Origin of the sequence: Exiguobacterium sp. s143 (genome assembly GCF_018618895.1) — a bacterium.
GTDB classification, from domain to species: domain Bacteria; phylum Bacillota; class Bacilli; order Exiguobacteriales; family Exiguobacteriaceae; genus Exiguobacterium_A; species Exiguobacterium_A abrahamii.
Map to the genome: position 1 here is coordinate 41,732 of NZ_JACSMX010000006.1, position 13,171 is coordinate 54,902.

The 13,171-nt window shown below is 37.4% G+C and carries 14 protein-coding genes and 2 pseudogenes; 10 read left to right on the forward strand and 6 right to left on the reverse strand.

Annotation, left to right across the window (positions count from 1 at the left end):
• Positions 1-630 precede the first annotated feature (630 nt).
• On the reverse strand, positions 631-1,641 hold the full coding sequence (locus KNQ03_RS15420) for an LLM class flavin-dependent oxidoreductase (RefSeq protein WP_053451934.1): 1,011 nt from the start codon (positions 1,639-1,641) through the stop codon (positions 631-633).
• A gap of 102 nt (positions 1,642-1,743) precedes the next feature.
• Positions 1,744-2,508 carry an MBL fold metallo-hydrolase gene (locus KNQ03_RS15425; protein ID WP_053451957.1) on the reverse strand — a complete coding sequence of 255 codons (765 nt, stop codon included), beginning with the start codon at positions 2,506-2,508 and terminating at the stop codon, positions 1,744-1,746.
• Positions 2,509-2,829: 321 nt separating this feature from the next.
• Here KNQ03_RS15425 and KNQ03_RS15430 point away from each other — a divergent pair, with 321 nt between their 5' ends.
• Positions 2,830-3,165, forward strand: a complete 336-nt coding sequence (locus KNQ03_RS15430) for a winged helix-turn-helix transcriptional regulator (protein WP_053451933.1) — start codon at positions 2,830-2,832, stop codon at positions 3,163-3,165.
• A gap of 167 nt (positions 3,166-3,332) precedes the next feature.
• Here KNQ03_RS15430 and KNQ03_RS15435 read toward each other — a convergent pair whose 3' ends face one another.
• Positions 3,333-3,776 (reverse strand): Lrp/AsnC family transcriptional regulator, encoded by a 444-nt coding sequence (locus tag KNQ03_RS15435; RefSeq protein WP_053451932.1) that lies wholly within the window; start codon positions 3,774-3,776, stop codon positions 3,333-3,335.
• Positions 3,777-3,894: 118 nt separating this feature from the next.
• Between KNQ03_RS15435 and KNQ03_RS15440 the strand changes: the two genes are divergently transcribed.
• On the forward strand, positions 3,895-4,461 hold the full coding sequence (locus KNQ03_RS15440; RefSeq protein ID WP_053451931.1) for a cysteine hydrolase family protein: 567 nt from the start codon (positions 3,895-3,897) through the stop codon (positions 4,459-4,461).
• Positions 4,462-4,639: 178 nt separating this feature from the next.
• Here the strand turns inward: KNQ03_RS15440 and KNQ03_RS15445 are convergent, their stop codons facing one another.
• Positions 4,640-5,263 carry a recombinase family protein gene (locus tag KNQ03_RS15445; RefSeq protein ID WP_214725455.1) on the reverse strand — a complete coding sequence of 208 codons (624 nt, stop codon included), beginning with the start codon at positions 5,261-5,263 and terminating at the stop codon, positions 4,640-4,642.
• A 204-nt stretch (positions 5,264-5,467) separates the two neighbouring features.
• Between KNQ03_RS15445 and KNQ03_RS15450 the strand changes: the two genes are divergently transcribed.
• Positions 5,468-8,062 carry a DEAD/DEAH box helicase family protein gene (locus KNQ03_RS15450; RefSeq protein ID WP_251140335.1) on the forward strand — a complete coding sequence of 865 codons (2,595 nt, stop codon included), beginning with the start codon at positions 5,468-5,470 and terminating at the stop codon, positions 8,060-8,062.
• A 191-nt stretch (positions 8,063-8,253) separates the two neighbouring features.
• Here the strand turns inward: KNQ03_RS15450 and KNQ03_RS15455 are convergent, their stop codons facing one another.
• A complete protein-coding gene (locus tag KNQ03_RS15455; protein ID WP_214725457.1) occupies positions 8,254-8,808 on the reverse strand; it encodes a hypothetical protein in 555 nt (184 codons plus the stop codon).
• 270 nt (positions 8,809-9,078) lie between these two features.
• Positions 9,079-9,375 (reverse strand): annotated as a pseudogene (locus KNQ03_RS15460) (YdhK family protein); the annotation flags it as partial.
• A gap of 40 nt (positions 9,376-9,415) precedes the next feature.
• Between KNQ03_RS15460 and KNQ03_RS15465 the strand changes: the two are divergent.
• The 7 genes and pseudogenes from KNQ03_RS15465 to KNQ03_RS15495 all read left to right on the forward strand — a co-directional run bounded on the left by KNQ03_RS15465 (position 9,416) and on the right by KNQ03_RS15495 (position 13,137).
• The gene (locus KNQ03_RS15465) at positions 9,416-9,631 is read left to right on the forward strand and encodes a hypothetical protein (RefSeq protein ID WP_214725460.1); all 216 of its coding nucleotides are present in this window, start codon (positions 9,416-9,418) and stop codon (positions 9,629-9,631) included.
• A 147-nt stretch (positions 9,632-9,778) separates the two neighbouring features.
• Positions 9,779-10,111, forward strand: coding sequence for a metal-sensitive transcriptional regulator (locus KNQ03_RS15470; protein ID WP_214725462.1), 333 nt, complete (start codon positions 9,779-9,781; stop codon positions 10,109-10,111).
• A gap of 69 nt (positions 10,112-10,180) precedes the next feature.
• Entirely contained in the window at positions 10,181-10,387 is a 207-nt protein-coding gene (gene copZ, locus KNQ03_RS15475; RefSeq protein WP_214725464.1) for a copper chaperone CopZ, read from the forward strand.
• Positions 10,388-10,515: 128 nt separating this feature from the next.
• Positions 10,516-10,704 (forward strand): annotated as a pseudogene (locus tag KNQ03_RS15480) (cation transporter); the annotation flags it as partial.
• Between the two features lie 186 nt (positions 10,705-10,890).
• Positions 10,891-11,778 carry a DMT family transporter gene (locus tag KNQ03_RS15485; protein WP_214725466.1) on the forward strand — a complete coding sequence of 296 codons (888 nt, stop codon included), beginning with the start codon at positions 10,891-10,893 and terminating at the stop codon, positions 11,776-11,778.
• A gap of 235 nt (positions 11,779-12,013) precedes the next feature.
• Positions 12,014-12,265 (forward strand): copper ion binding protein, encoded by a 252-nt coding sequence (locus KNQ03_RS15490; protein WP_214725467.1) that lies wholly within the window; start codon positions 12,014-12,016, stop codon positions 12,263-12,265.
• Between the two features lie 110 nt (positions 12,266-12,375).
• A complete protein-coding gene (locus tag KNQ03_RS15495; RefSeq protein ID WP_214725469.1) occupies positions 12,376-13,137 on the forward strand; it encodes a formate dehydrogenase subunit gamma in 762 nt (253 codons plus the stop codon).
• The last annotated feature ends 34 nt before the right edge of the window (positions 13,138-13,171 follow it).

Here is a 13,171-nt window from a genome sequence, read left to right on the forward strand (position 1 = left end):
TTTAATACAATCTTCAGGAGAAATCATATCAATTTATAAGTTTTTTTCTTTAATAAATTTATATGCTAGGCTGTATTTAAGGAATAGATATCCCTTTTAGACAATCATATCACTCCCATGTATGTATTTTTTATCAACTTCAACCAAGCTTAAGCAAAATATAGTCAAAAAAGACCTCAGATTTATTAGTAGCTAAATTTATGAGAGGATCAATATTTATTTTTCATCAGAAGATAAACCAGAAAAATCTTCTTTCGATATTATGGACGAAAAACGAATTCGTTTTTCTCTTAGTAAATAAAACCCAAGCGAATAGAGGATGGATGTATCCAAATCCAAGGAAGAAAAAGAAGCCCGCAATGGTTGGATCCATTGCGGGCAAAAAAAGTGTTAGTCATTATATGTTTTTTTTGATGATTTCGAAAGCTTCTCTAGTCGTTTACTCCTCCAGCATAGAAGGAATGATAAAGGGGTTTTATTCAGAAATATCATAGATAATCGATACGGTCTTCTCCTTTATTCCAACTATTTTTTGGTCTTTAGATTTGATGAAAGAACCATCAGTTTTGTACAACGTTTACGAATGGACAATCTCTGCTCAACTTAGTTTTCGCTGACTTCTTTTCAGTATTATTTTATTTCGTTGTTTAAGGAATCGCTTACTTGTTTAAAGATGTTGTATGATTGTATTTCTTTTTTACTGTCATAGATGTTTGATAAGGCAATGATTTCGTCTACCTCATACTTCTCTTGAAACTCGATAACTTCTCGACGAACCGTCTCTGCATCTCCCATGATCGTATACCCTAACTTATAATGCAGGATTTCTAGCTCATACTGAGATAAGGATTCAAGGAAATCCTTCTTTGGTGGGATGAGTTGGCTGAGATTATTGGTATAAATATCGATATACACCTGCAAGTGGCTGGAGGCAATCAAAGAGGCTTCTTCCATTGAATCAGCAGCAATGATATTGATGGCAGCCAATACATAAGGCTCTTTTAGATGTTTCGAAGGTCTGAAACTTTGACGATAGATGTTAAGCGCTTCTTCCATCGTTTCTGGAGAAAATTGCGCACCGAAAGCATAAGGCAATCCTAGTCGGGCTGCAATTTCAGCGGATCCAGTAGACGATCCTAGAATGAAGACTGGCACATGTGTACCAAGCCCAGGGTATGCCCGGACATCGCCTTGTTCCTCTTCTGTTCCTACATACCGTAAAATCTCTTGAACTTCTTTCTCAAAGAAAAAGACTCCTTTATGATTAGAACGTCGAATCACATCTGCCGTTTGTTGATCAGTTCCTGGAGCACGTCCCAATGCTAAATCGACACGTTCAGGAAATAGTGTTTCCAGTGTTCCGAATTGCTCTGCGACGACTAAAGGAGAATGGTTCGGTAACATGACGCCACCGGAACCTACACGAATACGTTTTGTATTCGCTAACAAATGCTGTACGATCGATACAGTTGCAGCACTGGCATAGGCATCATGATTGTGATGTTCTGCAATCCAAATACGTTTGTATCCCATCGTATCAACAGCTTTAGCCAGTGCAACTACAGTATCTATTCCTTTTTTCATTGTTTCTCCTTGTCTTAACGGAGCAATCGATAAAACGGATAGATCGAATTTTTTCATGATTTCACCTCTATGATTCATCGTTCTAGTTGTTTGATATGCAGGATGAATCCTTTCTGTTATTCAAGATAGTATTGAAAACTGTGTTATACGGTCATAAAATCAAAATGAAGTTGTTTCCCCATCATCCGGAACAAGGACATTGGATGTGATGTCTTTACCTTTAATGAATGTCTTCAATTCTTTTCTCGAGAGTCCCCAGTGGTTTACGGCTTCCATATGACTGACTAGGATTTTGGCTTTTGGAGCGGCTTTGTACACCTTATAGACATCTTCTTTTCCCATGATCAATGGACCACCTTCTAGGAATTGATTCTGTCCTCCGTTCAAAATAAAAATCTCTGGTTTATACGTATCGATATTTTTTTTCACTTCCGAATACCAAACGGTATCACCTGCTACATATAAAGTTTTTTCTTTTGGATGCTGAAAGATAACGCCCATGACATTTCCCATTTTCTTTGCCATCTCTCCGTAGCCATGACGACCATCTACTTCCGTCAGTTTGACGCCTTTAAAGGTCGTCGCTTTGCCTTCTTTCATGACTTCGATATTTGTAAAGCCTGCTTTTCGTGCCATATCTGCATCTTTTTTATCTTGCATGAACATTTTGATGTCTTTTGGAAGTTGTTCTTTTGCTGCCTGATCAAAGTGATCCTCATGCGTGTGGGTAACGATGACAGCGTCTACGTCATCCATAATCTTATCGACAGAGAATGGAAGGTCGACTATTGGATTCCGATCATCCCTTGTAGCGGGACCGAACGAATCAAATTCGCCCTTTTTAGAAAACATGGGATCTACCAAGAATTTTTGTCCTTTGTACTCTACTGTCACGGTCGCATTTCGAATTTGTTGGACCACCACGTCCTGTTTTTTCGGTTGTGATGGATTAGTTTTTTCAGTTTGTGAAGGTCCGCAAGCTGCTAATACACCGCTCAATGTGAGTGTGGTTAGAATTGCAGCTTTTTTTAATTTCGTCATTGTTAAAGCACTCCTTTGTTAATAGCTGATTTTTTATTGAGTAGGTAATATCTATCCTATGAGTCGTTTGATCCCCTTCGTGTTGTCGGATAGAAAAAAGCTTGATTCTGTTTACTCGCTATGAAATTTAGTATATGGTCAGTATAAGAAAACAGACAAGTATGCACTTTTTTTGCATATACTATCAGAAAGGATAGTGTTACTATGAAAACTTCAAAAGGGAATGTAGCTGATAATCAAGAAACATTTTTCGGGTATACGCTTTCTCTCATCAACGGGAAATGGAAATTGTTGATTATCTATTACTTGTCAAATAACGAGCCAGTTCGTTACAACGAACTACAACGTATGATTGGTACCATCACGTATCGTACATTAAGCTCTGCTTTAAAAGAGATGGAGCGAGATGGATTGATTCATCGTCAAGAGTACCCACAAATTCCTCCAAAGGTGGAGTACAGTCTGACAGAGAGAGGCCGAACACTTTGGCCAATCATCCAAGAAATGTGCAGGTGGGGCGAATTGAATCAGAACAGTTAACGGACTGCTGACTATATGGGTTATCGTGTCAGCGAAAAGAAATAAGACAAAAAAAGGCTAAGGTTCTTTAGTATCTAAGAACCTTAGCCTTTTTGATATCTTTCATGTCATTCTTTTTGAGGAGTCAATTCAACTCGAGTTTTTTATATGGCGCAGAACGAAGCACATTAGACATGATCAAGCGGGGAGAAACGTCGCTTAATTTCATTTATCGAGAGGTAAAGCGTGTAATTGCCATGCTCAAGAATGGAATTTAACAATACATTCAATTGTTCTTGCGAAGTAACTTTTATTTTTAAGTGATAGCAACCCTCACCGGATACACGATGCGCTTCCACCACTTCTGGACATCCGTTCAAAAAACGAATGAACTGTCCATGATTAGATGTTTTCATATAAATGATGACGAAAGCTGTGTAAGAAAAGCCTAACTTAAGTTCATCAATGATCAAAGAATAGGATTGAATAATACCTTGATCCTCCAGCTTTTTAATCCGGTTGCCAACCGCCTGACCCGTCATATGAATTTGTTTTCCAATGTCCTTCCATTGAATCCTTGAATTTTCTGATAGAATCTGAAGGATTTGATAGTCGATATTATTGAGTTCCATGTTAAATTCCTTTCATGGTGAAATGATATGAAGCAGAAACGATTCATCAGCTTATCGATTAATATTGAGTCTCTCTTTATGATTAATGTGTAAGGAAAATTATAAATGAGGTGAAGATATGGATACAGCTTTAATTATTGTAGATATTCAAAAAGATTACTTTGCAAATGGAAAAATGGAGCTTGTTAATCCCGATCGAGCAGCAAAGAATGCCGCTAAAATCCTGGATTGGTTTAGAAAAAATAATAAGGAAAACATTTTCCACGTTCAACATGTAGCCAGTAGTCCGGACATGGGATTCTTTCTTCCAGATACGGAAGGCGTTGAAATCCACGAGCTCGTCCAACCGTTAGAAAATGAAACGCTCGTTATCAAGCAGTTCGCGAATAGTTTCCTTCAAACAGAATTAGGAGAGCAGTTAGCGAAGAAGCAAATCACTAAGTTAGTCGTGGTCGGTATGATGACACATATGTGTATTGATGCGACTGTTCGTGCGGCAGTTGATTTAGGCTATGAAACAACATTGATTGAGGATGCTTGCGCGACTAAAGATCTATCATATGATGGCAAGGTCGTTTCAGCTGAACAGGTTCACTATTCGTTCGTCGGCGCTTTACATGGCATGTATGCGGATGTGATGTCAACTGAACACTTTTTACAAACCCAACTGAAAATTAATGGATGATGAACGGAAAGATAGCGACTTGTCTTTTCTAAGTCCATAATATGAAAGCAATGAAATTCTCCTAAGAATTTTCATTGCTTTTTTATATAAAACGGTCGTTTAATATAAGATTATTGCGTGTATGAAAACTAAAAGACCCTCTTGGTTTCAACCAAAGAGGATCTTCAAGAAATTATCACTAAATGTGTACAGTATCTTTTTCTTCTTTTTCAAGGATTGTTACTAATTTATAAAAGCTTGTCTTTTTGACTCCGGCTTCTTGCATGGCTTTGACGGCCGTTATTTCTTTGCGTTTCCATTTCCAATACACTTCTCTGAACTCGTCTGACACTAAAACCTTTGGTCTTCCGAACTGAACACCATTCTGTAAGGCTAAGTCGATGCCTTCCCGTTGTCGTTTACGAATACGTTGTCTTTCCTCCTCAGCCATCCAAGAAAGGATCTGCAATACTAGATCTGCAATGAACGTCCCCATGCTGTCTTTATATTGAGTAGTATCGAGTAATGGCATATCTAATACGATGATGTCAGCTTCGATATTTTTTGTTAGATCGTTCCACTCTTGAAGGATTTCTTCTTTATTCCGACCAAATCGATCGAGTGAATGAATACACAACACATCTCCTTTTCGGATGATCCGTTTGAGTAACTGATAATTTGCTCGCTCGAAATTCTTGCCACTCTGTTTGTCGAGATAAATGTCTCGTTCGTTGATGCCGATTTTTTTCATGGCCTCTAGTTGGCGACCTTCATTTTGATCTTTACTGCTGACCCGTATGTATCCAAATTTACGATTTTCCATAATTCACCTCGAAAACGATTTTCTTCACTCATTATACCTGAATTATGTTCGTAAAAGTATATGCAAATAGGAGAACGTCCGTAAAGTAGTTTAATAGTTTTTCGGACGTTATTTTGATATGTCAGAAGTTATTTTTCATATGTTCGTAAAAGTGTACTTTTACGAACGATTCTATATACTATCGAGAATAATTAAAAAGATTCCTTGTTTATTATTTGGAAATTTGAGACAATTATTTTATTGTTTAATTTAAAGAAATTTACAGTTTATAAGAATGGGGTGAGTATCGTGGTAGATTTTAAAAAACTTAAATCAAAGAAAGCAAAACCTAAATCAATAGATCCATTAGAGATATTTAGGAGATTGCCGAAACCTGAAGGAATTAATGATTTATATACTAGTCAGACCGAAATTCTTCAGAAGTGGTTTGAACGCAGGAACGAGCAGGATATAATAATCAAATTACATACGGGAGGCGGCAAGACTTTAACCGGATTACTTATGGCTCAATCCACACAAAATGAAACCGGTGAACCAGTTCTTTATCTAGCTGCCACTACACAATTGGTTCAGCAAACTCTTGAAAAAGCAGATAACTTAGGAATCTCTGCTGTACCATATATTTCAGGAAAACCACTTGACGAAGATTTTGTTAACGGGAAAGCCATAATGGTGGCGACTTACAAAGCGTTATTTCACGGGAAAAGTAAGTTTGGTATTAGGGGGGAAGCAAATCCTCAAAACGTGGCTGCTATCATTCTTGATGATGCCCATGCAGCTTTTTCGGTGATTCGTGATTCTTTTACCCTTGAAGTAAAAAAGAAAGAAAATCCTTCTCGTTACTTGGAACTTATTAATCTTTTCAGAAAGTCATTTAAGGACATTGATAGACTTGGAACATTGGAAGATATAGTGGCGGGCTCTGATTTTTCAATCTTAGAGGTACCCTATTGGGCGTGGCACGATCAACTAGATGCAGTTAGAGAACAACTAAAAGCTGAATCAGATAACTTTGGTTTGGTGTGGCCGTTACTAAGGGACCAACTTCATCTATGTCATGCTCTTATCAGCAAAGATTCTTTTACAATTACACCTATTTTGCCTTTGGTTAATGCATTTCCAACTTTTTACGAAGCCCCTAGAAAAATTTACATGTCAGCGACGATCGCAGATGATAGTGAAATTATACGAACTTTTGATGCAAATCCCGAAAGTGTTAAAGGAGCTCTTCAATCTCGTTCATTGGCAGGTATTAGTGAGAGAATGATACTCATTCCTGAGTTAATGGACTTTGATTTCAAGAAAGAACAGAGCGAACGAATTATTGAATGGGCAACTAGTGAAAGAGGTGTGGGAGCGGTTGTGTTAGTCCCATCTGACACAGCGGCAAAGGAATGGTCTAATGTAGCTTCTGTAGCAAAAGGTTCGACAGAAGTTGAGAGCTTAGTTACCCAACTACAGCAAGAAAAAATTAAAGGTCCTGTTGTATTTGCGAATCGCTACGATGGAATTGATTTGCCTGGTGACTCTTGTAGGATACTTCTTATGAACGGTTTACCAATAGGAACCTCAAGTTATGAGCTGTTTAGAGCAAGTGCTTTATACGGCGGGACTACTATTACGCGTATGATAGCGCAAAGAATTGAACAAGGTATTGGCAGAGGAGCTCGTGGAGCAGGGGATCATTGTGTAATCCTATTGATGGGGAGAGACATTTCATCGTGGGTAGCAAAAGACGCAAATTTCCGGTTCCTTACCAGTGCAACTAGAGCTCAGTTAGATATGGGCATAGAAGTGAGTAAAGAAATAGAAAGCGCTAGAGACTTAGGTCAAACTATCGTAAGAAGTATTGATCGAGACAAAGATTGGATTGAATATCACGCTGAAACTTTAGCTGAGCAAGTTGATGCGGACGAGACAAATGATCTATATATTACTCTAGCTAAAGTAGAACGAAAGGTAATAAACCTTTGGAATGATGGTTATCATGATAAAGCGATCTCTAAGCTCGAACAATTAATCAATGATGACAAATACAACCTGGATATACAAATGATTGGATGGTTCCAGCAATTAGCTGCTCGTATAGCAGATAGGTGGGGGAATAGGGATAGGGCTTTGGATTTGCAACGTCAAGCCTTTTCCAATAACAGAAACTTAATCCGGCCGAGAGTTCTCCCTCCGTATCGTCCTTTGTCAGTTTCACAACCACAAGCTAAAGCCATTGCTCGTAAAATAGGAGATTACCGCCTTCGTCAAGGATTTCTACAAAATTTTGAAGAGGTTGTAGCGAATCTCCACAAGGACGCATCAGCTAATCAATTTGAACAAGCTCTTTGCGACCTTGCTTCTATGTTAGGATTTATATCAGAGCGACATGATTTTAGTGGCGAAGGTCCAGATGTCCTCTGGCTGTTGCCAAATCAAGTAGGACTTGTAATAGAAGCGAAAAGCCGGAAAAAGGAAAAAAATGCTTTAACAAAGAGTGAGCACGGACAGCTTTTAGTAGCTGCTGAGTGGTTTACAACCGAATATCCAAGTTATGAGTGTGTAAGAGTTAGCGTACATCCTAAAAATCAAGCTTCTCGTTCTGCTGTAGCAGGAGCTTCTCATGCACTTACCTATGAGAACCTTATGTCTTTGGTTTCGGATGCTCGTTTATTTTTAACTACGCTTAGTGAATCGCAACTTAGCAATGAAATGCTGGAAGCGGAATGTAATCGGCTCTTAGAAGGATCGAATCTCCATTCCGATCGTATTGCAAATAAGTACTTGGTTCCTTTTGAAGTTAAATCTTGAGTATGAGCACTAATTAATGCACTGGTTCTGGAAAGAAAATTAAATTGAAGTAAAAAGGAAGAGGAAATGCTTTTTTTAGCATTTCCTCTTCCTTTTGGTTTATAACAGTGCCCTTCTACAAACGCTCCATTTAAGGAGAACAAGATAGTTTCAAAATCAACCTGTTTCACAAAAGTGCAACTCGCTTTTAATCAGTTGAAAAGTTTCTGGTAAATGCTGCGAGTCGACACAGGGACCACCTCTTTTAATATGGGCAACTTCATTAAATCGTCCATTTTGACTAAAAAAGTCTCTTCACTCAGATCGTCTAAGTCCAGATGCGCGTCTGAAGAAAAAATGCATGTCTCTCGGTCTAGCATCTTGACTAGGTACAGCTCGCCCAAGCCCTCGATATTCACTTTGTACATGGTTTTCTCTTTGGTGATGAAATTCCCTACCTTTTTCATGCCGATGCCCAATATGGCGGCACTGATCACCAGTGTGTTGACAGCAATGCCTGTCGCCAGTTCCCAATTGATCGACGCAAGCTCCAAATCATTCACGACGATTCCCCATGCGACATACAAAAAAGGAAACAGAACCGTAAAATAAAGCACAGCCGCAAGTAAGCCGAACAATCGCTGTTTTATTTTTTGCTCTGTTGTCATAAAAACTTCTTCAAAAGCTGTTTTGGACAGAAGGGAAAAACCAGCAAACCCTATACCGCCTATCGAAATCACTAATGCTATTATCCCTTGAATGCTCATTTTCTAATTCCTCATTTCCAAATAGATAACATAATTTACGGATTCTATAACGATTGGTTTCAAGGAAATAGCTGAAATTTAAACGAATAAACATCACAGGTTGAAAAGTGAAGAGGTGAAATGTTAACATACAATAACTTTACATATCATAAGTTTATCGGAAGAAGACTGATAAGGAGGAAAATTTATTTCTCGAAAAAAGGAAGGCCAAAAGCGAAATGTTTTCGCTGTTTGGTCTTCCTTTTTGAAGTGGTTACTACTTCAATCGGTTCAGTTCGCTGTTAATTCCTCTTCGGTCACCCACTTGTGATTCGTCACCGGTTCCCCACCAGTCGTAGATGTGAAATCTACATTATAGACGGTTGTTTCCTCGGCTGAATCAATCGTAGCCGTTGCACCGTCCATTCCCTCCATATGAGCAGCAGCTAGTGTTGCTTCATCGCCTTGTTTCAACGATTCATCTCCCGGATTTTCAAGTTCTTCGTGGATGACCCATTTGTGGTTTTCCACCGGTTCGCCGTCAGTGGTCGGTGTATAGGTCAAGGCATAGGCGATTGTATCATAGGCTCGTGTCATCGCGGGGGTGGGAATTAAAGTACTTCCCGAAATGGCAGTCGAAGCAGATATTAAATCCGAAATAATGAAAGAATTGGCATGGGTAAATACCTTAACACCTATTTTTACCCAGGTTAGTTGTCGAAGCAATAAAATTGTTGGTGGAGAATTTCAAATTAAAACAGAGAATATTAAAATCTTTAATGAAAACAAAAAAGAACTCTTACTTGATAAACTAGTCGATATTCGCCATCAGTATAGTAAATAGTTATTTCTTTCATATCTAATATTCAATGCAGCAACTTTTTAAACCGTCAAAAAGGTTTTAGCTATACTTGTAAAGAAAATGTTGCACATCACTTTAAATACCTAACTAGGGTATGGTAGAATGAAATCAAGTTAGGAGGTTGACACGATGGAAAACGCAGCAAAAGAAGTAGTTTGCCATACAGAGGAAGGTACGTCTTGTCGTAAAAGCCACCATCCAGAACGTGTAAAGAAGGATTTAAACACTCGATTAAATCGTATCGAAGGTCAAATTCGAGGCATCAAAGGGATGATTGACAAAGATGTTTATTGTGATGATGTGATTACACAACTTTCAGCCACACAAGCGGCATTAAATAGTGTAGCAAAAATTCTTTTAGAAGGTCACTTAAAAGGTTGTGTCGTCGATCGTCTTTCAGAAGGTGATGAAGAAATTTTAGATGAATTAGTTGTGACGATTCATAAGCTAATGAAAAAATAATTTTTCGATTTATATGTACCCCTATCCTGTATATGGTAAACAATACTTTAATCACAGGAGAAGAAAAACATGGAGAATATAACAGTAAACGTACAAGGTATGTCATGTGGACACTGTGTAAATTCAATCGAAGGAAGCGTTGGTCAATTAGAAGGTGTTAACAATGTCAAAGTAAATTTAGATGATGCTCAAGTCGACGTAACATTTAATGAAACGCAAGTATCCCTTGATAAAATTAAAGAAACGATTGAAGATCAAGGATACGAGGTAGAATAAGAGTGCTATCGTAGCACTCTCTCACTTTCAAAAAAATATACCATACATAGGTAAGGTATGGGTGAAAAATCGTGAGTACAATAGAAAAAAGTACAGCTTCTAAAGAAGCGAGTATTGGAATTACCGGAATGACTTGTGCCGCATATGCGACACGTATTGAAAAAGGGCTAAATAAAATGGAGGGTGTCGAACAGGCAACCGTTAACTTAGCAATTGAAAAGTCATCGATTAAATATGATTCATCCAAACTAAGTGAGGAAGATTTTGAAAAGAAAATCGCGGCACTTGGCTACGGTGTTGTAAAGCAAAAGGCTGAATTTAAGTTTGAAGAACAAGTGAATGCTTATCCCTTTGTTATCCTTGTGAAATAAACCTTTATAAAATTATCATTGCAACCAAGGGAAAAACATGGACGCTTGGTTCCAATTAAATTTCCGTATAGATGAAAAGTTAAAAACAACATGTTAACAGTTATCCATGGATTAATAAGGAAGGTATGCATAATGAAGAAAAGAGATTTTGGCTTATTATTAATTTTAGGTGGACTATGGGGGGCATCATTTCTTTTTATTCGAATAGCCTCACCAATTTTGGGCCCATTTTTATTAGTGGATCTGAGAGTGATCATTTCTTTTGTGGCATTGATTATATATGCTCTTTTGATAGGAAAACGTCCTCAGCTACGAAGGTATTGGAAGGAATACTTACTATTAGGGACATATAATGCAGCGATTCCTTTCACTTTAATTTCAACAGCTGGAATCTATTTGCCTGCTTCTATGTCAGCCATTATTAATTCAACAACTCCATTATTTACAGCATTGGTTGCATGGATCTGGATTAAGGAACCGTTGACAAAAAGAAAAATTGTTGGATTTATTTTAGGAATTATTGGGGTGTCCATTTTAATAGGATTTAGACCTGTTTCAATAGATGATAACGTTATTTTATCTTCTTTGCTTATTATATTGGCAACTATCTCCTATGGTGTTGGTGGAGTTTATGCATCCAAAAAGCTTCAAGAAGTAACAGCACTTGATTTAGCAATTGGACAGCAATTAGGGGCAGGTATACTACTTTTCCCTGTAGCCATGTTTAATTTACCAACACAGATGCCATCATTGGAAGTAATTTATTCTGTTATGGGGTTGGCATTGCTTTCGACAGCTTTAGGATATCTAATCTATTTTAAGCTTATGAAAGAAATTGGCCCTGTAAATACATCGAATGTAACCTTACTAGTCCCAGTTTTTAGTATAATTTGGGGAGTGTTATTCCTTAATGAGGTTATAACAATTGGGACTATCATAGGTTTGTTACTTATCTTGTTAAGTATTGCGATTGCTACAAAAAGGATTTCCCTGAAGCGACGGAAAGGTAAGTTGGTTTAATTAGTATTGTCGTAAATATGAAATTAAGTCAAAGTAGATGACAAGGATAATAAAGACTCTATTTACCCTATTTCCTAAAGTAAAGTGTTAATTTAAGGAGGTGGCGCAATTAAGATTGCTGAGTATAAATTTTACAACTGCTATAGCAAACATTAGATAATTTTTTTAAGAATAATATACCCTACACGGGTTAGGTAATTCGTGTTAAGGAATTCAAATTTTAGGAGGAATTTAAATGCAAACAGTAACACTTAATGTACAAGGAATGACATGTGGATCTTGCGTTAATAAAATCGAGGGAAATGTAGGTAAGCTAAATGGAGTTGAATCTGTACACGTTCTACGTTCTGAAGGAAAAGTGGATGTAACATTTAATGAAAGTACAGTTAATTTAGTAGAAATTAAAGGTGCTATTAAAGATTCAGGATATGAGGTTACGGAAGAATTGGCTAAAGAGGATAGCTATGGTAGCTCATGCTGCAGTTAATTTTGAAAAAGGGCCGTGCTGATTTTTAGCACGACCTTTTTCATAAGTTAAATAATTGTGAAACGTTTTTCAAATTACTTCGCAAGAAAAATGAAAGTGAGGAAAGTATTTTGACCATTTATGAAAATTTTGGCGGTGCCATTATTATTTCATTATTAATATTATCTGTTCTAGTCTTAGCTATTCATTACATAAAGAGAGGGACTAAAGGTGTTCAATTAGACGATTCAAACAATGTCATCGAAAGATTTACCCGTTTTGAGAGAACACTTCATAATATTAGAGCGCTTACCTTTACGATCGCGGCAATTAGCGGTCTAGTCTTTTTATTTATTGAAGGTACAGTTGCAGCAGGGATGATGCATAACATTAGCGGTATACTATTTTTTACAACATCGGTTATCACTTTTTTCTTATGGCATAAGTCTTTTTGGTTTAAACCTTATGACAAATCGTGGCTCCAGCATTTAGGAGGTTATTTAACCAAGCAGTCGCTCTCTTTACCTGCTGGAAAATTTAACGCTGGGCAAAAAATATTCTTTTGGATAACTATTTTACTACCTATATTTCTTTTGGCTACAGGGATAAACCTATTCATTAGCAGAATAACTGAAACTGAAGCGGATGGTACAATTTTAATCATACATGCTGGCACGGCAACATTGGCAACTATTCTTGTAGTTGGTCATATATATCTTTCTTTATGGGCCAATAAAGGCACTTGGAGAGTATTAAAGAATGGAAAAGTATCGGTAAAATGGGCGCAAAGCAATCATCCGAATTGGGAAATAGAAAATCCTAAATCAAAACCATCTATAAAAGCTAACTCAAAATCAAAACCAAAACCTTCTAAGAATAGAGTTAGTATATGAATTCGGATAAGGTGTAACCGTCAAGTAGAATTGA

What these genes read in the sequence shown, in the direction of transcription:
- KNQ03_RS15490 (WP_214725467.1), top strand. Translation starts at nt 12,014, where the DNA reads ATGCAAACAGTAACACTTAATGTACAAGGAATGACATGTGGATCTTGC.
- KNQ03_RS15420 (WP_053451934.1), bottom strand. Translation starts at nt 1,641, where the DNA reads ATGAAAAAATTCGATCTATCCGTTTTATCGATTGCTCCGTTAAGACAA.
- KNQ03_RS15430 (WP_053451933.1), top strand. Translation starts at nt 2,830, where the DNA reads ATGAAAACTTCAAAAGGGAATGTAGCTGATAATCAAGAAACATTTTTC.
- KNQ03_RS15440 (WP_053451931.1), top strand. Translation starts at nt 3,895, where the DNA reads ATGGATACAGCTTTAATTATTGTAGATATTCAAAAAGATTACTTTGCA.
- KNQ03_RS15470 (WP_214725462.1), top strand. Translation starts at nt 9,779, where the DNA reads ATGGAAAACGCAGCAAAAGAAGTAGTTTGCCATACAGAGGAAGGTACG.
- KNQ03_RS15445 (WP_214725455.1), bottom strand. Translation starts at nt 5,263, where the DNA reads ATGGAAAATCGTAAATTTGGATACATACGGGTCAGCAGTAAAGATCAA.
- KNQ03_RS15465 (WP_214725460.1), top strand. Translation starts at nt 9,416, where the DNA reads ATGGCAGTCGAAGCAGATATTAAATCCGAAATAATGAAAGAATTGGCA.
- KNQ03_RS15435 (WP_053451932.1), bottom strand. Translation starts at nt 3,776, where the DNA reads ATGGAACTCAATAATATCGACTATCAAATCCTTCAGATTCTATCAGAA.
- KNQ03_RS15455 (WP_214725457.1), bottom strand. Translation starts at nt 8,808, where the DNA reads ATGAGCATTCAAGGGATAATAGCATTAGTGATTTCGATAGGCGGTATA.
- KNQ03_RS15485 (WP_214725466.1), top strand. Translation starts at nt 10,891, where the DNA reads ATGAAGAAAAGAGATTTTGGCTTATTATTAATTTTAGGTGGACTATGG.
- copZ (WP_214725464.1), top strand. Translation starts at nt 10,181, where the DNA reads ATGGAGAATATAACAGTAAACGTACAAGGTATGTCATGTGGACACTGT.